The organism is Paenibacillus tianmuensis (genome assembly GCF_900100345.1).
GTDB lineage: Bacteria > Bacillota > Bacilli > Paenibacillales > NBRC-103111 > Paenibacillus_G > Paenibacillus_G tianmuensis.
Window position 1 is genome coordinate 1 of record NZ_FMTT01000018.1, and the last position, 26922, is coordinate 26922.

24 protein-coding genes, 1 pseudogene and 1 riboswitch are annotated in these 26922 nt (G+C 54.4%); of the genes and pseudogenes, 8 read left to right on the forward strand and 17 right to left on the reverse strand.

Annotation, left to right across the window (positions count from 1 at the left end):
• From BLO51_RS13445 to BLO51_RS13455, 3 genes and pseudogenes are all read left to right on the forward strand, one after another.
• The coding region (locus BLO51_RS13445; protein ID WP_143006888.1) for a transposase at positions 1–312 on the forward strand (312 nt) is incomplete at its 5' end.
• 32 nt (positions 313–344) lie between these two features.
• Positions 345–1025: pseudogene (locus tag BLO51_RS13450) on the forward strand (M4 family metallopeptidase); the annotation flags it as partial.
• Between the two features lie 1015 nt (positions 1026–2040).
• A complete protein-coding gene (locus tag BLO51_RS13455; protein ID WP_090672449.1) occupies positions 2041–3615 on the forward strand; it encodes a M4 family metallopeptidase in 1575 nt (524 codons plus the stop codon).
• Between the two features lie 69 nt (positions 3616–3684).
• Here BLO51_RS13455 and queC read toward each other — a convergent pair whose 3' ends face one another.
• Genes queC through queD form a run of 3 tightly spaced genes read right to left on the reverse strand, consistent with a single transcriptional unit; the run spans position 3685 to position 5539 of the window.
• Positions 3685–4383 (reverse strand): 7-cyano-7-deazaguanine synthase QueC, encoded by a 699-nt coding sequence (gene queC / locus BLO51_RS13460; protein WP_281180357.1) that lies wholly within the window; start codon positions 4381–4383, stop codon positions 3685–3687.
• 8 nt (positions 4384–4391) lie between these two features.
• Positions 4392–5066 (reverse strand): 7-carboxy-7-deazaguanine synthase QueE, encoded by a 675-nt coding sequence (locus BLO51_RS13465; protein WP_090672452.1) that lies wholly within the window; start codon positions 5064–5066, stop codon positions 4392–4394.
• Positions 5063–5539: a 6-carboxytetrahydropterin synthase QueD gene (gene queD, locus BLO51_RS13470; RefSeq protein ID WP_025851265.1), complete on the reverse strand. Its 477-nt coding sequence runs from the start codon at positions 5537–5539 to the stop codon at positions 5063–5065. The genes BLO51_RS13465 and queD overlap by 4 nt, the downstream gene beginning before the upstream one ends.
• Positions 5540–5663: 124 nt before the next feature.
• Between queD and BLO51_RS13475 the strand changes: the two genes are divergently transcribed.
• On the forward strand, positions 5664–7052 hold the full coding sequence (locus BLO51_RS13475; RefSeq protein WP_090672455.1) for an RsmB/NOP family class I SAM-dependent RNA methyltransferase: 1389 nt from the start codon (positions 5664–5666) through the stop codon (positions 7050–7052).
• 96 nt (positions 7053–7148) lie between these two features.
• On the opposite strand, the gene BLO51_RS13480 is transcribed toward BLO51_RS13475, so the two are convergent.
• From BLO51_RS13480 to BLO51_RS13495, 4 genes are all read right to left on the reverse strand, one after another.
• Positions 7149–8096, reverse strand: coding sequence for a DMT family transporter (locus BLO51_RS13480; RefSeq protein ID WP_090672458.1), 948 nt, complete (start codon positions 8094–8096; stop codon positions 7149–7151).
• A 140-nt stretch (positions 8097–8236) separates the two neighbouring features.
• A riboswitch (FMN riboswitch) is annotated at positions 8237–8390 on the reverse strand.
• A gap of 58 nt (positions 8391–8448) precedes the next feature.
• Positions 8449–9489 carry a hypothetical protein gene (locus BLO51_RS13485; RefSeq protein WP_090672461.1) on the reverse strand — a complete coding sequence of 347 codons (1041 nt, stop codon included), beginning with the start codon at positions 9487–9489 and terminating at the stop codon, positions 8449–8451.
• Between the two features lie 80 nt (positions 9490–9569).
• A complete protein-coding gene (locus BLO51_RS13490) occupies positions 9570–10385 on the reverse strand; it encodes a Cof-type HAD-IIB family hydrolase (protein ID WP_090672464.1) in 816 nt (271 codons plus the stop codon).
• A 74-nt stretch (positions 10386–10459) separates the two neighbouring features.
• Positions 10460–11203, reverse strand: coding sequence for a pseudouridine synthase (locus BLO51_RS13495; RefSeq protein WP_090672467.1), 744 nt, complete (start codon positions 11201–11203; stop codon positions 10460–10462).
• 238 nt (positions 11204–11441) lie between these two features.
• Here BLO51_RS13495 and BLO51_RS13500 point away from each other — a divergent pair, with 238 nt between their 5' ends.
• Both BLO51_RS13500 and BLO51_RS30320 read left to right on the forward strand, forming a co-directional pair.
• Positions 11442–11924, forward strand: a complete 483-nt coding sequence (locus BLO51_RS13500) for a thioredoxin family protein (RefSeq protein ID WP_090672469.1) — start codon at positions 11442–11444, stop codon at positions 11922–11924.
• A gap of 104 nt (positions 11925–12028) precedes the next feature.
• The gene (locus BLO51_RS30320; protein ID WP_245719655.1) at positions 12029–12685 is read left to right on the forward strand and encodes a phosphatase PAP2 family protein; all 657 of its coding nucleotides are present in this window, start codon (positions 12029–12031) and stop codon (positions 12683–12685) included.
• Between the two features lie 27 nt (positions 12686–12712).
• Here the strand turns inward: BLO51_RS30320 and BLO51_RS13510 are convergent, their stop codons facing one another.
• The 3 genes from BLO51_RS13510 to BLO51_RS13520 are packed head-to-tail and all read right to left on the reverse strand — an operon-like array spanning position 12713 to position 15137.
• The gene (locus tag BLO51_RS13510) at positions 12713–13204 is read right to left on the reverse strand and encodes a DUF309 domain-containing protein (protein ID WP_342672366.1); all 492 of its coding nucleotides are present in this window, start codon (positions 13202–13204) and stop codon (positions 12713–12715) included.
• 7 nt (positions 13205–13211) lie between these two features.
• Positions 13212–14015 carry a GTP diphosphokinase gene (gene yjbM, locus BLO51_RS13515; protein ID WP_090672476.1) on the reverse strand — a complete coding sequence of 268 codons (804 nt, stop codon included), beginning with the start codon at positions 14013–14015 and terminating at the stop codon, positions 13212–13214.
• 27 nt (positions 14016–14042) lie between these two features.
• Complete coding sequence (locus tag BLO51_RS13520; RefSeq protein ID WP_090672479.1) at positions 14043–15137, reverse strand: quinone-dependent dihydroorotate dehydrogenase; 1095 nt, start codon at positions 15135–15137, stop codon at positions 14043–14045.
• A gap of 164 nt (positions 15138–15301) precedes the next feature.
• Between BLO51_RS13520 and BLO51_RS29210 the strand changes: the two genes are divergently transcribed.
• Complete coding sequence (locus BLO51_RS29210; protein WP_167670198.1) at positions 15302–15439, forward strand: hypothetical protein; 138 nt, start codon at positions 15302–15304, stop codon at positions 15437–15439.
• A gap of 121 nt (positions 15440–15560) precedes the next feature.
• Here BLO51_RS29210 and BLO51_RS30810 read toward each other — a convergent pair whose 3' ends face one another.
• The 7 genes from BLO51_RS30810 to BLO51_RS13555 form a co-directional block, all read right to left on the reverse strand.
• Positions 15561–17012, reverse strand: coding sequence for a L,D-transpeptidase family protein (locus tag BLO51_RS30810; protein WP_090672481.1), 1452 nt, complete (start codon positions 17010–17012; stop codon positions 15561–15563).
• A gap of 183 nt (positions 17013–17195) precedes the next feature.
• Complete coding sequence (locus tag BLO51_RS13530; protein WP_090672485.1) at positions 17196–18797, reverse strand: stalk domain-containing protein; 1602 nt, start codon at positions 18795–18797, stop codon at positions 17196–17198.
• Between the two features lie 27 nt (positions 18798–18824).
• Positions 18825–20855, reverse strand: coding sequence for a FecR domain-containing protein (locus BLO51_RS13535; RefSeq protein ID WP_217266742.1), 2031 nt, complete (start codon positions 20853–20855; stop codon positions 18825–18827).
• A 124-nt stretch (positions 20856–20979) separates the two neighbouring features.
• Complete coding sequence (locus tag BLO51_RS13540; protein WP_090672491.1) at positions 20980–22800, reverse strand: CHASE2 domain-containing protein; 1821 nt, start codon at positions 22798–22800, stop codon at positions 20980–20982.
• Between the two features lie 153 nt (positions 22801–22953).
• Positions 22954–23187, reverse strand: a complete 234-nt coding sequence (locus BLO51_RS13545; protein ID WP_090672494.1) for a ferredoxin — start codon at positions 23185–23187, stop codon at positions 22954–22956.
• A 101-nt stretch (positions 23188–23288) separates the two neighbouring features.
• Positions 23289–23792 carry a molybdopterin-guanine dinucleotide biosynthesis protein B gene (mobB, locus tag BLO51_RS13550; protein WP_090672497.1) on the reverse strand — a complete coding sequence of 168 codons (504 nt, stop codon included), beginning with the start codon at positions 23790–23792 and terminating at the stop codon, positions 23289–23291.
• Positions 23789–25096 (reverse strand): DNA polymerase IV, encoded by a 1308-nt coding sequence (locus tag BLO51_RS13555; RefSeq protein WP_090672500.1) that lies wholly within the window; start codon positions 25094–25096, stop codon positions 23789–23791. The genes mobB and BLO51_RS13555 overlap by 4 nt, the downstream gene beginning before the upstream one ends.
• Before the next feature lie 166 nt (positions 25097–25262).
• Between BLO51_RS13555 and cimA the strand changes: the two genes are divergently transcribed.
• A complete protein-coding gene (gene cimA / locus BLO51_RS13560; protein ID WP_090672502.1) occupies positions 25263–26882 on the forward strand; it encodes a citramalate synthase in 1620 nt (539 codons plus the stop codon).
• Positions 26883–26922: the final 40 nt, after the last annotated feature.

Sequence of the window (26922 nt, forward strand, 5' to 3'; positions counted from 1 at the left end):
GAATGGAAGGAAGCATTTTCTCAGTGGTATGACTGTTCAACGAACGTCTGCATAGCTCGTCTGGGTTTTACCCGCTGGTTAGAGCAAGGTGAGAAAATAGACCATGACGCGGTGAGAAACACCTTGAAAACCATGCGCAATTGGCAGGATGAGATCGTGAACTACCATCGTTGTCGGTGGACGAACGCAACCATTGAAGGTCGGCATAATCGCATCAAGGCTTACCAGCGTCGGCACTACTTCACGCGTAATCGTGAGTGCTACAAAGCTGGTATATTAATTGAATGCAATCGACTCCGTTTACCATGTTGAAAAGTTCAACCGCTAATTTTTAGATTGAGCCCGATTTCTATAAAAATAAATTTGGCCGCAACAGCATTGACGGCAACGGCTTCCAGCTTGTATCGAGCGTGCATGTCCACAACAAATGGAACAATGCCTCATGGAACGGTAAGCAAATGTCGTACGGAGACGGAGACGGCGTAGAATACAGAGCGTTCTCTGCCGATCCGGACATCGTCGGCCACGAATTGACTCACGGCGTTGTCTCAAAGACGGCCAAGCTGGAATACTACGGCGAGTCCGGCGCCCTGGACGAATCGATAGCCGATATTATGGGGAATTCGGTCGAAGCCAAAAACTGGCTGATCGGCGACTTGATAAGCATCCAAGGCGCGTTCCGTTCTATGGAGAATCCGAAGCTCTACGGACAGCCCGACCGCTATCAAGATCGTTACACCGGTCCAAACGATGAAGGCGGTGTGCATATAAACAGCGGCATCAACAACAAAGCCTACTACCTGATCGCCCAAGGCGGCACACACTACGGCGTCACCGTGAACGGCATCGGACGCGATGCGGCTGAGAAAATTTTCTATAAAGCCCTCATCTATTACCTGACTCCGTATTCGAACTTCTCGGCCATGCGCGTCGCTGCCATTTCGGCGGCAACCGACTTGTACGGAGCGAATTCCGCCCAAGTTGCCGCCGTTAAAAAAGCGTATACTGCCGTCGGCGTGAACTAATTTTAGCGCAACATTTACGGCAAGGACGAGCCGACGGCGGGAAGCGGCAGAGTTTTCGTATGAGTCAAAATGAACGGCAGGAAAGTCCGGTTCCCGGCAGCTCCGGGGGAACCGGACTTTTTTTCATAAGAGGTTCAATCGGAAAACCATACGGCCCATGGGACCGAGCAGTACGGACGGCAGGACGCCCGACTTACGTTATCCAGAGCTCGGTCCTGCACCGACGGGCTGACGGACCGCAGGACGCCCAATACGAGCATAGATTGCGATTACCGAAGACGGTCCGCTCCTGCTCACCGACTAAGCTACGACCTATCGATGCCGCAGCCCTCCATAGTTCCTCCTGCTCCATCACAACCGCTTTCTGCCCTTTGTCCGCAGCTATCTGTCGAGCGAAGGGCTGTTCTGTTCTGCGTGTAACAATAACGCCTGCTCTCCCGCCAACATCCCCCAGGCATCTTCCCGCTGGCGCTCCCTTAACGAATGACGCGCTTTATCGTAACCAGGCCGGGACCATAGTCCACCCATATGCATCATAAGACCCTTTTTCTATCGAAATTTCGACAAGAAATAGATGACATTTCATCCGATATTTTAGGCCTAAAGAACCTTTATTGTTTAGAAGGAAATTTTTTACTAAAAAGGGTATTGAAAAATTTAAAAATTGTATTAATATAATTATCAAGCAGTCCCCGTTGGAATATTTTACTAACGTTTCAACACGCTGCGATTAGCCCCTACGGTTTTACCTGAAAAGAATTGACCACTTGATGAAAGAGGTGATGCTTTTTAGCGAAAACCCAGTATAGTCACCCGACGCCCCTGTTTCAGTTGTACACACCTCATGCTTCCACTCGATTGATCTTGCCTTGCCTCAGATTTTTGCTTCTGTAATTATCACCTTTGACGAGACCCGCTTTAAATCTGCCTTTGGTTTGTTTTCCGTCACCGGAAAAACCAGCTTCAAATTCATTCTAAACCGATCGGAAAAATTTGAAAAGGAGAGATGAATTTTATGTTAAAAGTATGGTCATCGATTATTACAGGAGCATTTTTGCTCGGAAGCGTGCAAGCTGTGCATGCTGCTCCACAAGAGCCGTCCACTCCCTTTAAAGGATTTGCCCCTCAATTGGTTACCGAGGAAAACTGGAGCGCGCCGCAAGCCGTAACCGGGGAGGACAAAATCTGGAAGTACCTTGAATCCAAGCAAGAAAGCTTCCAGATCGGCAAATCCGTCGATCTGAAAAAGCAACTGAAAATTGTCGGGCAATCGAGTGACGAGAAAACGGGAACCCAGCATTACCGTCTGCAGCAGTATGTGGAAGGCGTTCCCGTATACGGTGGCGTTCAGACGGTTCATATCAACAAAGAAGGAAAAGTCACATCGCTGATCGGCAGCGTGCTTCCCGAACAGCATCAGCAGCTTCCGAAGGGCTTGACCTCGCAAATCAGCGAAGCGGAAGCTATCGCCGTTGCCCAGAAAGATACCGAATCCGCCGTAGGCAAGCTGGGCGAAGCGCAAGAGACGCCAAAAGCGAAACTGTTCGTTTACATGCATAACGGACAGCCGGTACTTACCTATGTGACGGAGGTTAACGTTCTCGAACCGAAGCCGATCCGTACACGCTACTTCATCGGCGCCGATGACGGCAACATTTTATTCAAGTACGACTTCCTCACTCACGCTACGGGCACCGGAAAAGGCGTGCTTGGTGATTCGAAAACGTTTACAACCACGCAATCCGGCTCTACCTATCAATTGAAAGATACGACGCGCGGGCAAGGAATCGTCACATACAGTTCAGGCAACCGGGCATCGCTGCCGGGAACGCTGCTCACCAGTCCAAACAATATTTGGAACGACGGCGCAGCGGTCGATGCGCATGCCTACACCGCCAAAGTGTACGATTTCTATAAAAATAAATTTGGCCGCAACAGCATTGACGGCAACGGCTTCCAGCTGAAATCGAGCGTACACTACGGCAGCAGATACAACAACGCCTTCTGGAACAACGTGCAAATGGTGTACGGAGACGGAGACGGCGTAACCTTCAGAGCGTTCCCTGCCGATCCGGACGTCATCGGCCACGAATTGACTCACGGCGTTACGTCAAGGACGGCCGATCTGGAATACTACGGCGAGTCCGGAGCGCTGAACGAATCGATCTCCGATATTATGGGGAATGCGTTAGAAGGCACAAACTGGCTGATCGGCGACAAGATAACCCTCAGACAAGGTGCGCTCCGTTCTATGGAGAATCCGAAGCTCTACAATCAGCCCGACCGCTATCAAGACCGTTACCAAGGTCCTGGCGATAACGGCGGCGTGCATACGAACAGCGGCATCAACAACAAAGCCTACTACCTGATCGCCCAAGGCGGCACGCACTACGGCGTCACTGTGAACGGTATCGGACGCGATGCGGCTGAGAAAATTTTCTATAACGCTCTCCTCAATTACCTGACTCAGACTTCGGACTTCTCGGCCATGCGCGCCGCTGCCATTTCATCGGCAACCGACTTGTACGGAGCGAATTCCGCCCAAGTTGAGGCCGTTAAAAAAGCGTACACTGCCGTCGGCGTGAACTAATTTTAAGCGCAAAAGCCAAAGGGCTGCTCCCATTCGTACAAACGAATGGGGGGCAGCCCCTTGAATATGTTATTGATAAACTATCGGATCGGCCGTTCCCGCTTCGTCGAAGCCTTTCAAGCGCAGCCGGCAGCTGTCGCAGACGCCACACGCTTCCTCCTGCCCGTTATAGCATGAGGTTGTCAAGTGATACGGCACGCCGAGCCGCATTCCTTCGCGAATAATCTCGGCTTTCGTCCAATGAATCAGCGGCGTTTCGATGCGGATCGGGCCGCCTTCCACGCCGACGCGCGTCGCCAGTGCCATCACTTCCTCCACCTTCCGGATAAATTCCGGGCGGCAGTCCGGATATCCGCTGTAATCAAGCGCGTTGACGCCGATATAGATCGCTTCCGCTCCGATGGTTTCCGCGTAGGAAGTCGCGATCGAGAGGAACAGCAGATTGCGGCCCGGCACGTAAGTAACGGGAATATCGGAATCGACCGCACCGCTCTCACCAGCCGGCGGTACGTCTATCGATTCGTCGGTCAAGGCGCTGCCCCCGAACTCTTTCAAAAAGCCGAGCGCAATCACTTTATGGCGGTTCGCCGTGTTATAAAATTCGGCCACCTGCCGCGCGTTCTCGATCTCGCGCCTTTGGCGCTGCCCGTAATCGAACGTGATCGGGTAAACGTCATACCCGGCGTCCTGAGCCATTCCCATGCAGGTTGTGCTATCCAGCCCCCCGCTCAAAATAACGACTGCTTTTTTCATCGTTCTCACCTTCATTCGCATGATTATACCCCGCGAGCCGCAGGGTCCCAAATGATTTTATGTAACTGCATGTTCAGTTTCACCTGAGACAAGCCATGCTCCAGCATCAACCCGACCAGCTTGGCCGGAGGCATCGTTTCCCAGACTGGGCTGAACAGCGGCAGCGCCCGGGTCGGGTACGCTTCGAGCAGCGCTTTGGCCGCATGAAAATCCCGCTCGCTCCCGATCACGAACTTCAACTCGTCCTGCGGGCGCAGCTTGGCCAGATTCGCCGTGATCATCCGTTCCTCTTCGCCCGAATCGGGCAGCTTGTAGTCCATAATATATCGAACAACGGGCGATTCGATCCGCTCCAGAAAGGGCGCTAGATCGATGGCGCCGTTTGTCTCGATATGCAGGTCGTCGTAGCGGCCGGTTGCAACCAGCGCCTCGATGAGCACCGCGGATCTATCGCCGTACAAGAGCGGCTCGCCCCCGGTCAGACAGACGTGCCGCGAATGGTAACGTCCCGCCTCGACTACAATATCCTCGATCGTCATCGTAAATTCGGCCTCGGCCGGCGGATAGCTGTACTTCGTATCGCACCACGTGCAGCGCAGATTGCAGCCGAACAGCCTCACGAACACGGTCGGAAAGCCGGCCCGCGTGCCCTCGCCCTCGACCGTCTCGAAAATTTCCACCATCGGCAGCCGGATCATGCCGGATCATCTCCCATCAAACGCGCCGTGACGGCCGCATAGCTGGTCGGTGTCTCCCACAAGCGGACTTCCTCCAGCCGCACCGCCGGGAACAGCCCTTCGCTTCGCAGCGCGTCGCGAAGCTGCTCGTACATCCAAACAACCATATTTTCCGCGGTCGTATTCATCGGCGGCAGCACCTCGTTCAAGTAACGGTGATCCAGCCGGTCGATGATCCGCTCTTTCGCGATTCGTTTGATATCCGCAAAATCGATCGTAATGCCCCGGTCGTCGACCTTGCCGCGCATGACGACCTGAAGTTTATACGTATGCCCGTGCAGGCTTTTGCATTTACCCTCGTAGCAATGCAAATGATGGGCGCTATCGAACGTAAATTCCTTGGAGACGAGCACTTCCCTGTCGTGATATTTAAGCTCGCTCCGCTGAATGTCTTCGCCTAACGTTTGCACTTTTTTCGGAATTTCGTAAGTCATTCTCGTTCACCTCTCCCAAAAGGACCAAACAATTATAGCATGCAGTCTTAGCTTCTCACAATATGGCGAAGCTTGTATAATGTAGGGATACCGACAGCCATAAAAGGAGTTCGACATGTCCTCTATGATCCGTTTGCCCGAAGCTTATATTCAACAAATGCAAATGCAGCTTCAAGGGAGCGCCGAAGCGTTCCTGCGAAGCTATGAACAATCCCGTACGCAGGGCGTGCGAATGAATCCTGCCAAAATCGACCCGGGGAGCGGCGGCCCCATTCTGAAGCGTCTGCGCGACACGTTCGGGCTGGAGCCCGTCCCCTGGTGCGGGACAGGCTTCTATTACCGGGAAGAAACGAAGCCCGGAAAGCATCCGTACCACGCGGCAGGGTTATATTATATTCAAGAGCCTTCCGCCATGTCCGCCGTTGAGCTGCTGGACCCGCAGCCGGGAGACGCCGTTCTCGATCTCGCCGCCGCGCCGGGAGGGAAATCGACGCACATCGCCGGGAAGCTGGCGGGCCAAGGACTGCTGATCAGCAACGAAATTCACCCTGTCCGCGCGAAGAGCTTATCCGAAAATTTCGAGCGGATGGGCGTCACGAACGCCGTCGTCGTCAGCGCTTCGCCGCAGCAGCTTGCCGAGCGGTTCCCCTGCTTTTTCGATAAAATTATGGTCGACGCTCCCTGTTCGGGAGAAGGCATGTTCCGCAAAGACCCGGAGGCGATCGCCGAATGGTCACCAGCTCACGTCGAAATGTGCGCGGCGCGTCAGCTCGACATTCTGCAATCGGCGGTTGCCATGCTGAAGCCGGGCGGACGGCTCGCCTATTCCACCTGCACGTTCAACGAGCAGGAGAACGAGCGCACCGTTCACGAACTGCTCCGCCAGTATTCGCAGCTGCGCCTTGAACGGACGGAGCGGATTTGGCCGCACCTGCACCGCGGCGAGGGGCATTTTGTCGCCGTGCTGCAACTGGAGGGGGCGCCGGATGAGCCGCATGCCGCCGCGATGGGCTTAGCAGCCCCACGTACCCGTCACGCAAGCAAAGAGAAGCGTGGCGCCGTACGGCCCGAGGAGGCCGCCATGCGGCTGTTCCAGCGGTTCGCCGAGGAGTCGCTTGCCGCAGGGCTCCAGCTTCCGCCTGGCGAGCCGGTCTTGTTCGGCGAGCAGCTCTACCTGCTGCCCACGCCAGCCGGCATCCCGTTCGGCAGCGCGATGCTTCAGGGACTCAAGACGCTGCGCCCCGGCCTTCACCTCGCCGAGGTGAAGAAGGATCGCGCGGAACCGGCGCATGCTTTGGCCCTTGCACTGACGGATGCCGCTCAAGCCCGGCTCGCCGTTCATCTGGCCGCGGGGAGCGGCGAAGCGGAACACTACCTCCGGGGCGAGACCGTAGACGGTTCCGAAGCGCGCAGTGGTTGGACGCTGATCACGGTTGACGGCTTCCCGCTCGGCTGGGGCAAGCAATCCGGAACACAGGTTAAAAACCATTATCCGAAAGGATTGCGCCGATAAGCCCTGCCTCCATAAAAAAGCTTTTAGCGAAAAAAGACTGTCCCCCGCATCGATGGACTGATCACACTCCATCCTTTATGCAAAGGACAGTCTCTTTTATTCGCTTTGCCGGGAAAGGCCGAACAAAGCGGCCCATATGACCACGAAGCCAACCAGTTGGTCCGGCGTGACGGCTTGTTGGAACACCAGCCAGTTGATCAGCAAGCCGACCGCCGGAAAAGACAGCTCGGCTAGCGTCGCATAGGAAGCTTTCGTATCGGTCAATCCCCGGTAGTAGAGCAGCAGGCTGAGCAGTCCCGGAATGAACGCGCCCATAACCAAATTAGCGATCACCGCACCCCAAGCAACCGGCTGCGCGGAATGAACGAGCGCCATTCCCTCCCCCGCCGACAAAGCCAGGAGCAGCGGCAGCGCCAGCAGAAAACGGAGGGCCGTCACCGTTTCGAACTTCATTTGCCCGAGCATCAGCCTTCCCATCACCGTCGAGCCGCCCCACAGCGCGGCCGCCCCGATGGAGAGCAATCCGCTCCAGGTCGCAATATCCCCCCAATGCCCGATCGGCGTCTTCCAGCCGAACGTCAGCAGATAGGTACCGAGCAAGGCAAGAATCAAGAACAGCGCAAAACGCCGCGGCAAGCTTTCCTTCAGAATGATCCGGGCCAGAATGATTGCAAACAGCGGCTGCAGCTTTTGCAGCAGCAGCACGGCATTCGGATTGCCGTGAGCGAATGCGGACGTAAACAAAATCGTCGCCAGAGCCGAGCCGCCCCACGAAATGAACAGCAGAGCCATGAGATGGCGCAGCTTCAAGCCCCGCAGCTCCTGCCTGTGCAGCCAAACGACCGGCAAGGCGTAGACGAGCAGCAGCACGTGCTCGATCAATACAATTTGTGCAGAAGTAAACGTTTTAAGCAGCAGAATCCGGAATAACGGGTCGACGCCCCATAACACCGAGCCGAGCACGACCAGCCATATTCCGCTCCGCGCGCTTGCTTTGGCCGTGGCAGCACGGCCGTTTAATCCGACAGCAGTAGCTCTGTCCATATTCAACAACCTCCCAAGGTGTTTGAACAGGACCCTTCGAAAAGAAGTCAGCCCCGCTATCGGTTAAGATAACGGGGCATATGCAAATAAGCTCACCTTGAGCCGTTTTTTACAAACGAGTCAAACCGGTATGCCTACTTTGTGACCTTCTCCCATCCGGACTATACCGTCGGCCTTGGAATTGCACCAAGTCAGTCGTCTGTTCCGCCAGCGGAAATCGACGAGTCGCGGGCTTAGGCTCCGAAGCGAGCCTTCACCGCCGGTCGGGATTTTCACCCTGCCCCGAAGGTCCTAATTCAATTAAAAAGCATTTTATCATATGCTTTTCGCTTTCGGCAAGCCTTATATGCAATTAATGGAACGTTTCCGTTTCGAACAGCACTTCTTCGATCAGCCGGTTGTTGTGCATCATGGACAAGTTGAGCGCGGAGTAATCTTTCTCCTTGTCAAGCTCCTCCATCAGCAAGGTAGCGATAAGCTCCCGGTCATCTGTGTTGCCGGGCTCGCGGAAATCGATAAAGCCGGTCAACTGGCGTTCGCTGATATCTACCGTGGCCGTGCCGATCGGAAGACCGCCCCGGGACTGCTCATATATTTCGTACGTCAGCACTCCCCCGTCATCCCGGACGAGCATAACCGCATACGGCTTGTCTTCGTCGTTTCCGCTCCACAATACCTCGGAGTCGTTTTCCTCCGCCAGCAAATCCTCGTGGGTCAGCTCGATCACTTCGAAAATCTCGTTGTCGAAGCTCATCGCAATTTCGAAGCGATCCACTTCGTCCTCGTCGAAATCGAGCACAAGCAGATCGGCCGCGATATCCAGCTCGGCTTCGGCAGGTTCGATCATCCAATAGACCGTGCCGGTCACTTCGCGGTCCTCGATTTGGAGAAATACCTCTGCGACAAAATCTTCGTCTATATCGTAGAGATGGTATTCCAGTCCGTCCTCGTCTTCGCCGACCAGCACCAGTTCGAAATCCGCCATAGTGAAGTCGTCCCGCTCCCCAGGCGTTTCGTCTTCAAGACGCGTCTCGTTATCGATCCAATCCGAGTCGTAATCGAAATCTTCTTCCGTCGAGACGATCCCGGCATAGGCAGGCGCTTCCCGTTCCGAAGCGATCACATGGTCAAAGCTGCTGTAGGTGACCATCACCTCGCACCCTTTTGCCTGCAGAGCGTCCAGCAAGGAGTCCACATATCGGTGGATCGCATCGAACACTTCGTCTTTCTCCGCGTCGTCAAGCGCTTCTTTCTCCAATTGGAGCGCGCCTGCGATTCGGTCGGATTCACGGAAGACGAGAGATAGCGTGCCCACAAACCGATTTTTGAACATGATGTCGCTGACTTCGCCGCCCGACGTCCTCAGATCCGGTCTTAAGCTGACATGCGTCATTCGGGTCCCTCCAATCAGGTTATGCACTCGCGCAGTGCGGAGTTTTCTACCCTCATAGCATGTCCTTCCCTGACGGAAAACTATGCGCGGAGCTCTCCCGAAGGGAGCACGTAACGGCGCAGCGCTTCATGCACACCGTCATCGTTATTGGACAGCGTTACAGCATCGGCGGCCTCTTTGACCGCATCCGGCGAATTGTCCATCGCTATGCCGAGCCCGGCAAACCGGATCATATCAATATCGTTGTAATAGTTGCCCACGGCAACGATGTTTTCGGGAGCAATGTCCCATTGGGCGACGAGCGCCTGCAGCGCACGGCCCTTGGATACTTCCTTCGACATCACGTCGACAAAGTGCGCCCCGCTTCTCAGTGCATGAACGCTCGGAGGCAGCGATACGCGCGCCAAGTCCCGCTCGACCGCGTCCATCTCTTCCTCCGATCCGAACATCGTCAACTTCACAAGCGGAACGGTCATGCTCAGCACGTCCTCCACCCGCCCGGGAGAAACCATATATTTTTCGTACATCGCCGCTTCCCGCTCGCCTACTTTCTCGGCGAACATTTCCAACGCGGTGTTTACGTCAAAATGTACATTCTGTTTGCGGCAGTATTGGACGAGCTCCGCAAGCTCCTGCACCTCGAAGCCGAATTGATGCAGCAGCTTCGGCCCCGGCGTCTCGACGGTCGCCGCCCCGTTATGCGTGATCAGCACGCCGGTAAGGCCCAGACGCTCCAGAACCGGGATCGCATTGGCCGGGCCTCGGCCGGTGCACAACACGATCCGGGCTCCTGCTTCGTGCGCCGTGCGCAGCGTTTCTACCGTTTTGTCCGTTACTTCATAGTCGTCGTTCAAAAGCGTACCATCCACGTCAAGCGCAATGATGCGATAGTTCATTTTTCTCTCCGCTCCCTTGTACTTCTTCTCTCTGTATACCTGTTAGCTGAAATGGCTAATGACTTAATCGGCTTCTATTCCCCATGAGCCAGCATGCTTTGCCGCTCTTCCTCCGTCAATTCCCGCGACTGCCCGAGCGGCAACGCCGGGTCCAGCTTCAGCGGCCCCATGGACAGCCGTTTCAGATAGGTTACCTGCTTGCCTACAGCTTGAAACATGCGTTTTACCTGATGAAATTTGCCTTCATGTATGGTCAATTCGACGCGGGAAAGCTCGCCCGCTTCGGGTCGGCCGCAGTGCAGCACGTTCAGTTCCGCCGTCATCGTCACATAGCCGTCATCGAGTGTGACGCCGCGCGCGAACGCTTCAATGTCGCTTTCGTTAACGGCGCCGCTCACTTCGGCATAATACATCTTCGGAACATGCTTTCGCGGCGACAGCAGGTTGTGCGCAAGCTTGCCGTCGTTCGTCAGCAGCAGCAACCCTTCGGTGTCTTTGTCCAACCTTCCGACCGGGAATACGTCAAAATGTGAGTACTGCTCGTCCAACAGATCAAGCACAGTCTGGTCCCTGTTATCTTCCGTGGCGGACACGACGCCTTGCGGCTTATGCAGCATCAAGTAGACGAATTCGCGGTAAACCACCAGCTCTCCGTCAACCGTAATGCGATGCCGCTCGGGGTTCACCTGCATTCCGCTGTCCTTCGCCGTTTTGCCGTCGACGCTGACGACGCCGCGCTTTACGAGCTGTTTGATTTCGCTGCGTGTGCCGAAGCCCGTATGAGCCAGCAGCTTGTCCAGACGTAGCGTTGCTTTCATCGTTAGGGTTCACCTCCCCATAAGACGCCGGAAAGGCCGAATATTTCGACCTCCAGCAAGCCTTCCATTTTTTAATGCTTCCAGCTGCATCGGCCCCGGCGTTCCCGAAGTCTACCCAAGTATTCCACGCCAATGTCGAAAATCCTTCAATTTTATTGTATGATAGAAAGAGGAAACTTTGCATAAGTAACGAATGTTTTTAGAGTGACCATTTATACTCGGTAGGAAGAGGGGAATCATGAAAAAGTTAGGTATCTTTTTAGCTATTATCGTCGTTCTGTTCGGAGCCCTTTATTTTGTCAATCAACAGTCTAATCAAGCGAAATTCGGAAAGTACGCAAACAACGTGTACGGCATTGCGCCGGACAAACTGAATCCGGCTACGCTCGCGCTTCTGGACGATCCGAACTACCAAAACATCATTTTGCCTGACGCGCTCGACAAAAAGATCACGGCGAAGGAAGACTTCTACTTGTATTATTTCGGTTCGACGTGCCCGCACTGCAAAGTGACAACGCCTGTGCTTATGCCGGTCGCCAAGGAACTGAACATCGACATCAAGCAGTTCAATCTTGAAGAGTTCAAGAACGGATGGCAAAAATACAACATAGAAGCGACCCCGACCCTGATTTATTACAAAGGCGGCAAAGAAGTAGAGCGTCTCGTCGGCGAACAAAAGGCCGAAACGTTCAAAGCCTTTTTCGAAAAGCATAAAAAATAATCCTGCCGGCTGTCGGTGGACGCCAAGGGATTCTCCGAAGTAGCGGATTGCGGTCCGCTGTTTCTTTTTTTTCATTTTTTTTAAAAGGAGCTGTGAGGACCTCTGTGCAACCAAAACAAGTATTACTGACCAGAAAATACATCTTGACCGCAGTCATCATCGTGCTACTGTCGATTCTGATCTTCATAAAGTTTGCGCACGATTTACAGGAAAATCAATTGGAGCGCTTTGACCGGACCTACATCGATTGGATTCAATCGCTTATCAGTCCAGAGCTGACCGTATGGATGAAGGGGATTACCGAGCTCGGATCGTTCCAGACCTTGTTCGTCCTGCTGCTCGTTAGCGTATCTCTGATGGTGTGGCGAAAGAAGAAATGGGAAGCTCTCTTTTTCATGGTAGCTGTCACCGGCGGCGCGCTGTTCAACCAGTTGCTGAAGCAAATTTTCGAACGGCAGCGGCCTATGCTGCACCGGATCGTCGAAGAGACGGGCTACAGCTTCCCCAGCGGACATTCCATGGCATCCATCGTCTTCTACGGCATGCTGGCCATGCTCCTCTTGATGTTTGTCAAATCTCCTGTCCTGAAGCTGCTGATCGCCGTAACGGCCGGTTGTCTTGTCATCATGATCGGCGTAAGCCGCATTTATTTGGGGGTTCATTATCCGAGCGACGTTGCCGCCGGATTTGCCGCCGGGGCGGCGTGGCTAACCGTGTGCAGGGTTGGGCTGCAAGCTGTTCTCGTTTCGCGCCGGTCCTAGCGCCAGCATCGCCGACCGCATTCAGGGCTAATGCTCTTCATGCGGCTCCGGCGGATGCAGCCTCAGCTCTTCCACCCATACTTCCAGCCCAGCATCCAAAATGCGGATGTCCAGGTCGTAGAAAGCAAACGGCTGCTCCTCCGCACGGGCCAGCTTGTCCAAATATACCCGGCTGTCATCGCGAAGGCGGCCAAGGTCGATCCCAAGCGCGTCCTCCGGATAATTGTCCAATTTGTCCAAGGCTGCGGTAAACAGCTTGATCGACCCGCTCGTATTGCCGTTGCGATAATGGTAAAGGCCTACTGCCACCTGCAGCAGGCCTTGGTACAACGGATGTCGGCCTTCCTCGAGCCAAAGCTCCTCCATCACTTCGTGACATTCGAAATAGTCGCGCGCTATGTTGAAATAATACACGAACTCTACATATAAACGATCGTATGACGTTGTCACCATCTCGCCTCCGTTTCGGTCGCCTCCAGTGGAGATCCGGTGAATACCAAGCCGCTGGCCCGGCTTCATCAGACTTTCAGGCCAAGGAATTTTTTTTCGCCCGGTTCACCGCCTGATCCACCTCGTTCGACAGCTTCTTCAACAGCCAGACATCGTCCGTGTCCCACAACTCGTTGAAGCGCATCTGAAACTGTGCGGCTTCCCGTACCCGCAGATGAAAATACAGCTCTTGAATGCCATTCAACACCTTGGCCACGATGCTCGATTTGTCCTCGAACAGCTTCTGTGCTTCGACGATCTCTTCGCGGATGCTGCTCATCTCCTGATCGAGCTGGTGAGCGGCTTCCGCCGCCCGGCTGAGCCGCGCGACGACGTCCTCCGGCAAGCTTTCCCGGTATTTGTAGTTCAGCGAATGCTCGATCGTCGCCCAGAAATTCATTGCCAGCGTCCGCAGCTGAATCTCGGCCAGCACGCGCTTCATGCCAAGCGCCGTCTGGACTCGGTATTCCACAATCATATGGTAGCTGCGATAACCGCTCGGTTTCTTGTTGGTAATATAGTCTTTCTCGTACAATAGCGTCATATCTTCCCGGGCACGGATCAATTCGGCCAACCATTCGATATCCTCAACGAATTGACACATAATCCGGATACCCGCAATATCTTCGATCCCGGTCTCGAGCTGATCCATCGGAACGCTCAGCCGTTTGGCTTTCTCCAAAATGCTGGAAGTCCTCTTAACCCGGCCGGTCACAAATTCGATAGGCGAATATTCGTCCCGGCTTTTGAGCTCCGCGCGCAATGTTTTGAATTTGACTTTCAATTCCTCGACCGCCTGTTCGTAAGGCAGCAGAAATTTTTTCCAATCGCGTCCGTCCATTCCGTCGACCTCCAAATCTTACTTGCCTTAATGCCCCGATCCGATCGCCTCCGATATGTGCGTAAATCCGTCCTGCCGCAGCAAATCCCGAAGCCCGCGATTAATACGCCGCAGCACGTCCGGTCCTTCGTAAATCAAGCCGGTGTATACTTCGACCAGACTGGCTCCCGCCCGAATCTTCGCATAGGCGTCCTCGGCCGTAAAAATGCCTCCCGATCCGATAATCGGAAGCTTCCCGTCCGTTAAACGGTATACGGTTCGAATCAGCTCGGTGGAGCGCTCCGTCAGCGGACGGCCGCTTAATCCGCCCGTTTCCCCCCGGTTCGCATGGCGCAGACCGTCTCTGGCGATCGTCGTATTGGTTGCAATGATGCCGGAGACATTGCTCCGTACAATCGTTTCGACCATATACTCGATTTCCTGCGGCTCCAGATCGGGCGCAATCTTCACGAGCACCGGCTTCTCCTGTCCGCCGAAGCGGGCATGCTGTTTGCGGATCTCGTCCTTCACGGCCGCGAGCAGACGCGACAGGTCGTCCCCGTGCTGCAGATTGCGCAGATCCGGCGTGTTCGGCGAGCTGATATTGACGACGAAAAAGTCTCCATACCCATACAGCGCTTGAATACAGGCACGGTAATCGTCTTCCGCCTGCTCGTTGGGCGTTGTTTTATTTTTCCCGATATTGATGGCGAGCGGAATCGTGCGCTGGCCTTGATTGCGCAAATTTCGCTTCATACCTTCGATTCCGACATTGTTGAACCCCATCCGGTTAATAAGTGCCTCGTCCTCCGGGAGCCGGAACAGCCGCGGCAGCTCATTGCCGGCTTGCGGCTTCGGCGTCACCGTCCCGACTTCCATAAAGCCGAAGCCGATATTCGAAAATCCGGGGACCGCTTTCGCATTCTTGTCCAACCCTGCCGCCAAGCCGACCGGATTCGGAAACCGGATTCCCCATAGCTCGCTTTCCAGCTCCGGGTACGCCCGAACGCCCCACATCGCGCGGAGCAGCCACCGTCCGCCAGGCATCTTGGCAAACGTATGCAGTCCATCGATAATGAGATGATGCGCCTTCTCCGGGTCCATCCCGAACAGCACCGGCTTTGCGATTTTCTTGTAAAGCATGCTTCTGTCCTCTCCCCGCACGTGTCTCTTCGTTAGTCTCTTTTGACAGTTTAGCGCTTTACGAAACAAAAATAAAGGGGACAGGTCACAAAATCCATACGACTTTAAACAATGCATTATGTTAAAATATGCTTAATCCAACAAAAAGGCAGGGCTGAGGTCTAATGCAAAAAAAGAAAATATCCCCCTATGCGCAGCGGAAAACAAAGGATGAGCCTAATAAGAAGCTGATCGTATGGGCCGGCTCCATCTTCGGCGTCATCATTCTCGGTATGATTGCTTTGCTTGTATTTAATCACTGAGACCGACTTGTTAGCGTTTTCTATCTTTTCCCGCACAAGCTTGGTCTTCTGACAAAGGCTATGGCGTGAACTAAAAAATCCCCTGTTCCTTCGCCATAGCCGGCTTGGAAGACCAAGCTCCCTAATTCAACCAGTTATACCTCTTCCCCGGATTCGTATCGACACTTTGCGGCGTCACCCCATACGGCGCGGGGCTGCGCGATTCCTCCTCGGACAGCGTGCCCTTGCCGATGATCGTCACGCTCGTTCCGAGCGGCACCAGATCGAACAGTTCCTCCACATCCTCTTTCGCCATACGGATGCAGCCTAGCGACTCATCCTTGCCGATACTGGAGGGCCGGTTCGTTCCGTGAATCGCATAATTCGTATCCCCCAGCGTCATCCCCCGGCTCCCGAACTCCCCATTCGACTTTCCGTTCGGATTACGCACCTTTTCCGAGATAGCGAAGCTACCCTCCGGTGTTCGGTCGGCTCCCAAGCCTACCGGATAATTGCGGACGACGATGTTGCCGCTGACGACCGACAACCGGTGAGCCTGCTTATCGATAATAATTCGCATCGGTTCCGTTAACGGCTTGGTTAAACTGCCCTGTCCCGATCCAGGCGGCACTGGCTTTCCGTCGCCGCTCGCAGGCTGCGCACCGGCCTGCTTGAGCCATGCGCTCAGCTCCGCAGCCAAGGCCTCCTTGTCCCGGTCGAACGTTTCCTTCATATAGGGACTCAGCCCTGGCAGCACGTTGTTCGGATACGCTTCCGTCAGCTGCGAAGCCTGCGCGGGCGCTTGCCCCGTACGCCGGATATAAGCCGCAACGGCGGAGCGCAGCACAAGATCCTGCTCCTGCTTCGTCATCCAAGCGGCTACGATGCTATCCGCCTTCTGCGGATCGCTTGGCTGGCAGCTACAAGCAGCCGCGTCATAATAATTGATCTGCTGCTGCGCCGCATTTGCGTTTGCTTCGACGGAAAGCAGCGGTTCCGGCTTCTTCAGCCAGCTGATCCAAGCGGTTCCGGCAAGCGGAATCCCCCGGGCCAGAATCGCGTAGCTGCTAATTCTTTCCCGCAGAAGCATCTCTTGCAGCGCAGCGCCGACATTCCCTTGACTCTTCTCGCCGGCCAGGTAGTACACTTTCGTTTCCTGCAGCTCGGAGGACGTCATCCCTTCCGGCAGCACGATGACCGGAGTGCGGGCGTTTTCTTCCGTCTTCTCGAATATACGCCCCAGCTCCGGGGCAAACAACAGACCGGCAAATACCAGCAGACCGACGGCCATTAATCGAGCGAGCCGCTTCCGTCTGCTCTTTTGATGTTCTGTTCCCCAGCGATGGATCGGTTCGATTTCTTCAGGAGGCAGAGCCACCTTCTGATTTTCATACGCTTCGTAAACTTCCCCGGCCTGCGCGTAACAGTACAGCGCTTTTCCCTTTTTCCCTTGCGCTTCATAATCGCGCCCGAGCAAGTACCACGCCATTTTATTGTTTGGATGCTCTTTGACGTATTTTTTTAAATAAAACGGATCCTGTTTGAAAAAGAGCTGAAGCTGTTCTTCCGAATCCTTCGAATCTTTCGGTTTCACTGGACGCCCCTCTCTTTCCGCCTTCCTGCAAACTATATCGGCGGGGGAATCGCTTTTCTTAATACTCTTGCCTCGCTTGCCGCATCCTTTCTTCCGGTGTAAACATCATCGAAAAGACCTATTTCGAGAAAAACAGCCCTAAGCTTTCCTCGGAACAGGTCTCATTTTATCGGAGATTCCATATTACTTTGATAATTTCGTTTTGCTGCGCAGGATCGCCGTACGTGTCGCCACGTCCCATTGAACATCCATTCCGATTTCTTCGGCAAAGAAACGTACCGGTACGAAGGTGAGATTTTGTGAAATAAACGGCTCGACATCCGTCGGCTTGACGGTTGCTTCCTGTCCAGGTATCGCCCGCTTGATCCCGGTCTTTCCGATATACAGCTCGATCGTCTCGCCGTCCTTGCCCAGTTGTACGGCCCGAGTCGCATCGTCGAACGTCACTTTATAACCAAGCGCTTCCGTAATCGCCCGGACCGGAACCATGGTTCTTCCGCTAACAATTTCCGGCGGGGCCTCGAACGCGATCTGCTGCCGGTCCACGACGACTTTGACGCCGCCGTCCTTCGGAAGACTGTCCGGCAATCGATACAGGCTGACTTCGCGGAGCTTGTTGTTGTAGGCGTCGGCCATCAGCACCGATCCGTCGGCACGAACGGCGACATCCATCGGGCGGTGGAGTGCAGCGCTTCCTTCAATCCCATCGGCATTTCCGGTTGTGCGGCCGGATGCTCCGGCAATCGTACTGACTTGCCCGTCCAGCAAGTAGCGAATCGCATGGTTCTGACTATCGGCAATGACAAGGCCGCCTTCCTCCGTCAGAGCAAGGCCCATCGGGAAGTTAAACCGCGCCTCCGCCGCGCTTCCGTCCGCGAAGCCGCCCGGAACATGCAGCTCTTTGTTCGTAGCCGCCTGACCTCCGCCTGCCAGCGTCGATACTTTCCCCTGCTGCAAATCGATATATCGGATGCGCTGGTTCCCGGAATCGCTCACGATCAAATTTCCTTTGGCGTCCAGCACAAGAGCGGTCGGCTCGTTAAATTTCGCGTTTTTCAAATCCCCGTCGGCAAAATCGCCCGCAGGCGATACTTGTCCGGGAAATAGTTCTGCGACACGGAACGAAAGGGCGTTCAGCGTCTTGACTTCGCCCGCAGGCGAGATGCTTCGAATCGCATGATTGAGCGAGTCGGCCACGTACAAGGTACCGTCGGCCGCGACGGCTACATCCGTCGGACGATAGAACAAAGCATCCTTCCCTTTGCCGTCCTTTTTTCCGAGCAGCCCGCTGCCGGCGAAGGTGCTGACCTGACCGGCGGTATCGATTTTACGGATCGCATGGTTTCCCGAATCGGCTACGTATACGTTGCCCTTGGCGTCGGCCGCAAGTCCTTGAGGCTCGTTGAAAAGCGAGGCATCGCTCTGCCCGTCCAACAGTGCGCCGACAGGGAAGCCTTTGCCGTCCTGTTTATAAGCTGTACCCGCGAAGGTGCTGATCTTCCCCTGTGATAGTTTGCGGATCCGCTGGTTTCTGGAATCCGAAACCAACACCGTTCCGTCCTTCAATACGGCCAATCCTGCCGGCATCCGGAAGGAAGCGGATGCGCCCGCTCCGTCCGTGCTCCCCAAGCCGCCGTTTCCGGCCAATGTCGTCATCTCCGTTAACGGTTGCCCGTTCTCGCCCCGCAGGGCGTCCTTCGACCAAGCGGCGGCTTGTGCGCTCGATGCGCCGATCATAACGGACATAAGAAATGACACGGCGATTCGTTTCGTTGTTTTTTTCATAGCTTGCTCCTTCCCGTATCCCGCACCTTACTTCGTACCGACACTGATCGATTGAATGTCTCTGCTTTCGTATACCGTGTTTCCTTGTTTATCGATGATTTTGATATAAGCCAAGTCGACTTTGGCGGAACCGGCAGACGAATCGACAACCGATAAAGGTACGTTTACAAGCAAGGTATCTCCGCTTAATTGAATAGGCTTTATGACGCCGGAGCCCTTCGTTTCAAAGGCTGTCGCCGCATAAATCAATTCGCGCTTGGATGCGTCGCTTACCTGACGAAGCGTCTCTGCCGCTTGTGAACCATGGAATACGGTCCCGGGAACGGGCGTCAGATCAGCCGGACCTCGGTAATCCAGCGCCGCCTTATCGTAAAGCAGGTGCGCTTCCACGGAATAGAACGGCATAGCAGGCGTAAAGCCTTTCATCGTCAACGCTAAACCGATCTTCCCGTCCTTGATGCCTCCGACTTGCGCCAGACCGACCCCCAAAATATGAATCGGCGGTATCGAAACCGGTACGCTCGCTGCGGACTCGCGGAAAGCCTGTGCCGTTAAATTGTAGGTTCCGGGCTGCAGCGCCCGAAGCGTAACGGCGACTTCGCTATTCCCCTGTCCGGCTGCGCGCCCGACTTCCTCCGTGCCGTTCAGCACACGGACGGTTGTCCCGGCGGCGGCTTTCAATTTAATTTGCACCGGGTTCCGCACCGTCGCTTCCGCTGTCGGGCTGATCAGCACGGGGGCGGAAGGACGGTCGTCCGTGGAACCGCCGCCCGAACCGCTGTCGCTCCCGGAATCGGCGGGAGGCGAAGTCGGACGGGAGGATGAATCAGGCGCAGGCTGATTGGTGTTTTTGCTTTGGCTCTCCTCGAATTGTTTCTTCTCGTCCGCACTAAGCGTGCTCGTATATTGATCCGTTGCCTTTTGATCCGCTTCAGCAACGGCTTTCTGGTTCTGGTCCCGAATACGCTGCCTGTCAGCTTCAATACGATCCAGCAAGGTCGCAAGCTTTGCCTGATTTTCGCGCAGCTGCCTTTGTTCCTGCTCGAATGCCGTATTTTTTTGCTCCGCCTGATTCTTCAACTGCTCCACTTCCGGATCGATGCCTGCATGTTTATCCAGGGCAGGTGGGTTGTGAATATCAAGCTTTCTTGAGGCGTCGGCAATGTTTGCGTTGGCGTCATTCACCACTTTTTGAGTCAGCTTCCCTGCGTCGACGGCCGATTTGGCCAAGTGGGACAGAAACCGGTCGAAATTGTTTCTTACGGCGTCCAGACCTGCCGGCGTCGTGATTTTCAGAATCGAACGCTCGTCCGGCTTATTCACGCCTTTATCCAGATTTTCCTGGAGCTGCGCTTTAATTTTATCTTGTTCTTTCTGAATATCCCCGATATTCTTGATAAAGCTTTCAAGCACTTTTTTATCCACGGCTTCTACCAATGCTTTGGGGTCCGCGTACTCCGCCCGGGTCCTCAGATCGTTATTCAGCCCAGGGGAATCGAGACTCGCCTGCTGAGCCGGGTACACCGACACGATTCCCGCATCCTGCTCTTTCTTGCGGTCCGCAGCGGATTCAGCCTCCGAAACGGAAACGATTCCCGCCGCCACGGCCATCGTCGTTTTCCCTGTCTTCCAATTGACGGATGTCATGAAGTTCGTTCCCCTGACACCCATGACCGCCGTCGGCGTCTCGACTTCGAATTCATCTTTCGAGCCGACCAAGGATTTGATTTTCGCCCATAAGCTGCCTGCCCAGGATTTCACCTTCGTTTTCTTGCCGCCGTTTTTTTCAACCAGTTCAGATATGTATACTTCAGAATTTGCGCCGATCGTAATCTCGCCTTCGTGGTCCACGACCCGCAGCACAACCGAGGAGGACGGACCGGTTACGATCGAATCGCCCTGATTCAAATTCAAGTCCTGATACGCCGCATATGACCTGGAGCCACCCGATTTCTTGTAGGTTACATCTCCCGTTACTTCAATGACAGCCGCCGACCGGGCCGATTTGGCATTCGCCGGGCTTGCGAGAGCGATCGAGGTTGTCCCTTGAAGCGCCATTGCGAAAACAAGCGCCCAAAGTACCGGCTTCCGCTTCCGTCGATTGAACCTTCCTGCGTTCGCCACAACAAAACTCCTCTCCAGAATCCAAAAATCTAATCATATTGTAAAGTGAGAACCGGCATTATTCAACGAAATTCGGCAAATGAACGTCTTTCATTCCCAGCACCTCAAAGAGCTTGAGCGGGACGCTTTTGCCTTTCATTAACTTCTCCCCGGCAAATTGATAATCGAAAGCGTATTTCGTCAGCTCGTAAGTCGCTTCGGATACAAGAATCTGATTCGGCAGCGTATTGGACTCGATGCGGGCGGCCGTATTCACGTTGTCGCCAATCGCCGTATAATCAACCCGCAAGTAAGACCCGATATTGCCGACCACAACATCGCCGGTGTTAATACCGATGCCGATGCTGATCGAGACGCCGTATTTTTCCAGCACCTCGGCGCGCACATTCTCCATCCCCTGCTGAATTTCATAGGCGGTTTTGACCGCATAATACGGATGATCCGGCACATCCAGCGGAGCATTATACAGGATCATCGCCGCATCCCCGATAAATTTGTCGATCGTGCCGTGGTTTTCGAGGGCCCGCTCCGTGATTAAGTTAAACATCATATTCAAGAAGTCGACCACTTCTTCGGGCTTCAGCTTCTCGGACAGCGGAGTAAACCCGCGGACGTCGAGGAACAGAATCGTTAGTTCCTTGCTGATCCCCCCGAGTTGGATTTCCTGCTCGCTGCTTGCAATCTCTTTGACCAGATCGGGAGAAATATAGCGTCCGAACTGCTTGGTAATGTAATTTTTTTGCTTCGTCTCAAAATAGGTTTTCATCGACAAATTGCCGGAATAAGCGAGGAGCCCGCAAGCCACCGCATCGACAATGTCCAGGTACTTCGAGGTTGCCGCAAAATACCCGTACTGTCCGACAAACAGAAGCACGACGACCCCTATCGCAAAAACCGCTCCGCTGATGGCCCGCAGCCGCCAAGTTATCCATCCGAGCAGCAGAACGACCAGAAGTGTAAGCCCAAATTCGATCCGCTTGTCTACAGGCAGCACGACCTGCTGCTTTAAGATCTGATTTAAAATATTGGCATGCGCATACACCAGATGCATGTGCTTCTCCACCGGGGTAACGCCCTCGTCCGAGCCGGGAGCCGTATAGCCGACAAGCACTAGCCGATCTTTGAACGTCTGAGGGGACACGCCGCCCTTCAGCACTTTGGCGAACGGAATCGTTTCAAAATCAAATTCCTTCGCATCCCAGCGGATCAGCATCTCCGACTTGGGACGTCCGTCTAATAAAGGCAGGTTCAGATACCGGCTCACATCGACTCCGGCAAGCTGCGCCATCGCAAGCCCAAACGACGGATATACCCCTTGAGGCGAATTGATCTGCAGCCAGTTGGAGCGAATGACGCCATCGCTGTCGTAGGCCGCATTGATATGCGATTTTCCAACCGACCGGCGGAAAGAGGGAATCGGTTCCGTTATCGAGCGTGCAGTCAGCAGTTCCCCTGCCTTCACTTTCATCGACCGGTCGAATTGATTTTCCAGGTTCGCATGGGATGGAATGACGATGTTGTTATGTTTAGCCAATTCGTCGGCCAGTGCCCGGTCGCTTTCCGGCTTGTCACTTTCGGAGTATAACTCGATATCGAAGCCGATCGCTTTGACGCCCGCGCTTTCAAGCTGTTTGATCAGCTCCGCGTATACTTTGCGGTCCCAAGGGTAAGGCCCTACTTCCCGAATGGAGGCGGAATCGATGCCGATGACGACAATATCCTCATGCGGGGCTTGAGTCATGGTTTGCGTCACGTTAAAATTATATAAACTGTCGGATAATACCTTGAGCGCTCCGGTCGTCAAAAGCACGATGCACAGCAGCACGATAACCACATTGCCCGCCGCGATAACGCCGGTTTTGCTCCATCCCTTTTTCATAAAAGCCCCCTGTTTTTCTGGCGGTTTCCGCTATTCATCTTACCATAAAATGCCGAACCGAAGTTATTTATTTCAGGTTGAGCCGCTAGAAAAAGAGCCTGCTTCCACGAAGGAAACAGGCTCTTTGCTATGAAGCTATAGGTATTCGAAGTATTAGTTAAAAGGGGCGTCTGCCACTTTGATGGAATCTGTCGGGCAGCCGTCCTGAGCATCCTGCAGATCATCGTACAGATCCTCCGGAATTTCGGTTACGCCTTTGTTGCCGTCGGCTTCGTAAATGACTTCCGCGAGACCCTCATCGTCATAATCGTAAATGTCCGGTGCCGTTGCTCCACAGGCACCGCAAGCGATACAGGTTTCTTTTTCTACCCAAGTATATTTTGCCATGTCTAATCTTCCTCCCTTGATTGTGTAACCACACCCTAAAATATAATATAAAAGCTTACAAAGTTCAAATAGAAAGTAGCGAACGATATGATACCGCTTCGTTATGGATTCCTCATACGGGAGCGGATAAACTCGGCGACGGACTCTACAGCGTCCATAGAAAAGAAAGGGATGCCCGGCGCCGCGGCTTCTGCCAGCTTCTGATCCGCGGCTATGCAAGCGATCGGGGGCGCAGCGAGTTGTTGTACGATACGCGCCTGCTCCTCCGTCCGGAATACGGCGATTTTATCGTGCGGCTCCCATTTGAAGCCTTCTATTAAGATCAGCTCGTAGCTTCCTTTTAACCGCTCGATCGTCTCCTGAAGCGTGACCGTTTTGCGTTCGTATGTTCTTACGGCATCCGGGGACAAGACGACGGAAGCCGATGCCCCGGACCGGATAAACATAGTGGAATCCGCTGCGGGAGCTTCCTTATAATGCCCGTGCGCATCGTGTTTTATAACCGCAACCTTGACACCCCGCTTCTCAAAATATGGAGCCAGCAGTGAAATCAACGTCGTTTTGCCGCTGTTGGAATAACCGGCGAACCCGATAATTGTCGTCAATAATCTTCCTCCTCCAATCCCTTTAACCGGAGATGATCCATCTGTAGCGACGTGCCGCGCCTCTTGGTGTTGCGGATGAGCGCGGAGGGATCGTTGCCAAGCATCCCCGCAGTTAGAATCACGCCTTCGCCGTACTTGTCGCGAAGCGCATCCATCGCCTGATTCAGCTTCTCCTTTACAGGCTGCTTCTGATAACTGAACAAATCGAGCTGGACGGCAAGCTCTTGCTTGGCTGTCAGATTCTGCAGCGTCACGCCCAGCAATCGTACCGGGAGCCCTTCCTTCCAGTGAGCGTCGAACAAGTGGCAGGCCGCCCGGTAGATGTCGTCCGCGCTTTCCGAAGGCTCGGGCAGCTTCGAAGCCCGCGTGATCGTCTTCATATCGGGATCGCGTATCGAGATTTGTACCGTCTCTGCGACCAAGCCCTGCCGGCGCAGCCGCCGCCCGACTTGGTCGGACAAATTCAGAAACACCCGGTGGATGTCGGCCCGGTCCGTATAATTAACCGGCAGGGTCGTCGCATGGCCGATCGATTTGCTTTGTTCTTTATCCGGATTAACCGGCGAGTTGTCCTCGCCGTTGGCCGCCCGCTTCAATGCCGGACCGAGCACGCCGAACCGGTCGCTCAGCAGCCGCTCGTCGGCATTGGCCAACTGGCCGAGCGTATGAATTTGCAGCCGCTTCAGCTTTTCCGCGGTCTTCTTGCCGATGCCGAACAGGCTGGCGCATGGATGCGGCCACAACACGGTCGACACGTCCCGTTTGCGCAGCACCGAGATGCCGTTGGGCTTTTTCATATCGGAAGCCATTTTGGCCAGCAGCTTGTTCGGCGCAACGCCGATCGAGCAAGGCAGATGAAGCTCTTCGCGGATTCGCTTTTGAATCATTTCGGCAATTTCGAGCGGGGCTCCGAACATCTTGGAACCGGTAATATCGACGTAGCATTCGTCTATCGACACCGCTTCAACGAGCGGCGAATATTCGTATGTGATCTTCATAAACCGTCTGGAAAACTGTCTGTACAGGTCAAAATCCGGGCGAATCAATATTAAACCGGGGCAGAGCTTGTCGGCTTCCCGCACCAGCATCCCGGTCTTCACTCCGCGCGCCCTCGCCTTATAGGAGCAGGTAACGATAATACCCTTGCGCAGTTCTACGCTCCCGGCTACCGCAATGGGTTTGTCTTTGTATTTATCGGGTTCTACCGCTTCATGGACCGAGCAATAGAACGCGTTCATATCGATGTGGAGAATCACTCTGCCGTTCACGGGATAGCCGTTGGCCCTCCCATTTGTCTCAACCATGGCATCCGCCTCCCGTCCTCTTACTTACAGCATAATTCGCCCGAAGCGCCGAGGTCAAGCCGGGGATATTTTCAGGATTAGCAATATCCTTCGGCAGATACATTGTGCTATAATTATTAATTATACTTTAGCGCAATAAAACGTTTGGACAAACAGGAGGATCATTATGGCGGGCACGGTTAAAATTTTCGATACTACGCTTCGAGACGGCACTCAGGGCGAAGGCGTCAGCCTCTCCGTCGAAGACAAACTCAAAATCGCCCAAAAGCTGGACGCGCTGGGCGTTTCCTATATTGAAGGCGGTTGGCCCGGCAGCAATAACAAAGATATTGAATTTTTTACGCGCGTGAAGGAACTGAAATTGACGCATGCGAAAATTACAGCCTTCGGCAGCACGCGACGCAAAGAGACGCTGGCGGAAAACGACTCTAACCTGAACCGGATTCTCGAGATCGGCGTTCAGGCCGCGGCGATCTTCGGCAAATCGTGGGATTTCCAAGTGCATACGGCCATTCAGACGACGCTGGAAGAAAATTTGGCGATGATTTACGATTCGGTCCGTTATTTGAAGAATCATGGGCTGGAAGTCATTTACGATGCGGAGCACTTCTTCGACGGCTACAAGAGCAACCCGGAATATGCTCTGGCGACGATCAAGAAGGCCGAGGAAGCCGGCGCCGACTGGATTGCGCTGTGCGACACGAACGGAGGCACGCTGCCTCATGAAATTTCAGCCATCGTGACCAAAGTGACGACCTCGCTCTCCTGTTCGATCGGCATTCATGCGCACAACGATTGCGAGCTCGGCGTAGCGAACAGCCTTGCCGCCGTCATGGCCGGAGCCCGGCAAGTGCAGGGCACGATCAACGGCTACGGGGAGCGGTGCGGCAATGCCAATCTCGTATCCGTCATTCCGAATTTGCAGTTAAAGCTGAAGTACGATGTGATCAGCCCGGAGCAATTGGCCAGCCTGTCCAGTGTGGCGCGCTATGTCAGCGAAATCGCCAACATGCATATGCCGGTTAACCAGCCTTACGTCGGTTCTGCGGCATTCGCACATAAAGGCGGTATTCACGTGTCGGCGATTTTGCGCGATTCCAGCACGTACGAGCATATCAAGCCTGAACTGGTCGGCAACAAGCAGCGCGTGCTCGTCTCGGAGCTTGCCGGACAAAGCAACCTTGTCTTCAAGACTCAGGAGCTGGGCTTGGACTTCGATACGACGAACCAGCAGACCAAGCAGCTCATCGAGCAAATCAAAGAGATGGAGCATCAGGGCTATCAGTTCGAAGGCGCGGACGCCACGCTGGAGCTTCTGATCCGGGACGCCTACGGCAAACTGGAGGAAGTGTTCACGCTCGACTCGTTTAAAATTATGGTAGCCAAATCCGCCGATCAACCGGTGCTTTCCGAAGCGATCGTCAAGTTGAACGTTCACGGCAAAACAATCTACAATGCCGCCGAAGGCAACGGTCCTGTGAATGCGCTGGACAACGCCTTGCGCAAATGTCTGGTCGAATATTATCCGGATATCAACAACATGCATTTGTCCGATTATAAAGTGCGCGTCTTGGACGAGAAGGACACCACGGCGGCGAAAGTTCGCGTGCTGATCGAATCGACCGATTTCAATAGCACGTGGAGCACCGTCGGCGTATCGGAAAATATTATCGAAGCGAGCTGGCACGCCCTTGTCGACAGCATCCGGTATGCGCTGCTCGGCATGACCCGGGCGGCCGACAAGCCGGAAGAAAGCCGGGAACGTCTCGGGCTCGTAAATCACTAAATTAACTATTGTAAAAAACAAGCCGCAATCCTCTCCAGCC

Bases quoted from the DNA above. Each gene is read 5' to 3' on its own strand.
- BLO51_RS13455 (WP_090672449.1), top strand. From the start codon at position 2,041: ATGTTAAAAGTATGGTCATCGATTATTACAGGAGCATTTTTGCTCGGA.
- queC (WP_281180357.1), bottom strand. From the start codon at position 4,383: ATGAAGGTGAGAACGATGAAAAAAGCAGTCGTTATTTTGAGCGGGGGG.
- BLO51_RS13465 (WP_090672452.1), bottom strand. From the start codon at position 5,066: ATGATCCGGCTGCCGATGGTGGAAATTTTCGAGACGGTCGAGGGCGAG.
- queD (WP_025851265.1), bottom strand. From the start codon at position 5,539: ATGACTTACGAAATTCCGAAAAAAGTGCAAACGTTAGGCGAAGACATT.
- BLO51_RS13475 (WP_090672455.1), top strand. From the start codon at position 5,664: ATGATCCGTTTGCCCGAAGCTTATATTCAACAAATGCAAATGCAGCTT.
- BLO51_RS13480 (WP_090672458.1), bottom strand. From the start codon at position 8,096: ATGGACAGAGCTACTGCTGTCGGATTAAACGGCCGTGCTGCCACGGCC.
- BLO51_RS13485 (WP_090672461.1), bottom strand. From the start codon at position 9,489: ATGACGCATGTCAGCTTAAGACCGGATCTGAGGACGTCGGGCGGCGAA.
- BLO51_RS13490 (WP_090672464.1), bottom strand. From the start codon at position 10,385: ATGAACTATCGCATCATTGCGCTTGACGTGGATGGTACGCTTTTGAAC.
- BLO51_RS13495 (WP_090672467.1), bottom strand. From the start codon at position 11,203: ATGAAAGCAACGCTACGTCTGGACAAGCTGCTGGCTCATACGGGCTTC.
- BLO51_RS13500 (WP_090672469.1), top strand. From the start codon at position 11,442: ATGAAAAAGTTAGGTATCTTTTTAGCTATTATCGTCGTTCTGTTCGGA.
- BLO51_RS13510 (WP_342672366.1), bottom strand. From the start codon at position 13,204: ATGAAGCCGGGCCAGCGGCTTGGTATTCACCGGATCTCCACTGGAGGC.
- yjbM (WP_090672476.1), bottom strand. From the start codon at position 14,015: ATGGACGGACGCGATTGGAAAAAATTTCTGCTGCCTTACGAACAGGCG.
- BLO51_RS13520 (WP_090672479.1), bottom strand. From the start codon at position 15,137: ATGCTTTACAAGAAAATCGCAAAGCCGGTGCTGTTCGGGATGGACCCG.
- BLO51_RS29210 (WP_167670198.1), top strand. From the start codon at position 15,302: ATGCAAAAAAAGAAAATATCCCCCTATGCGCAGCGGAAAACAAAGGAT.
- BLO51_RS13530 (WP_090672485.1), bottom strand. From the start codon at position 18,797: ATGAAAAAAACAACGAAACGAATCGCCGTGTCATTTCTTATGTCCGTT.
- BLO51_RS13535 (WP_217266742.1), bottom strand. From the start codon at position 20,855: ATGGCGCTTCAAGGGACAACCTCGATCGCTCTCGCAAGCCCGGCGAAT.
- BLO51_RS13540 (WP_090672491.1), bottom strand. From the start codon at position 22,800: ATGAAAAAGGGATGGAGCAAAACCGGCGTTATCGCGGCGGGCAATGTG.
- BLO51_RS13545 (WP_090672494.1), bottom strand. From the start codon at position 23,187: ATGGCAAAATATACTTGGGTAGAAAAAGAAACCTGTATCGCTTGCGGT.
- BLO51_RS13555 (WP_090672500.1), bottom strand. From the start codon at position 25,096: ATGGTTGAGACAAATGGGAGGGCCAACGGCTATCCCGTGAACGGCAGA.
- cimA (WP_090672502.1), top strand. From the start codon at position 25,263: ATGGCGGGCACGGTTAAAATTTTCGATACTACGCTTCGAGACGGCACT.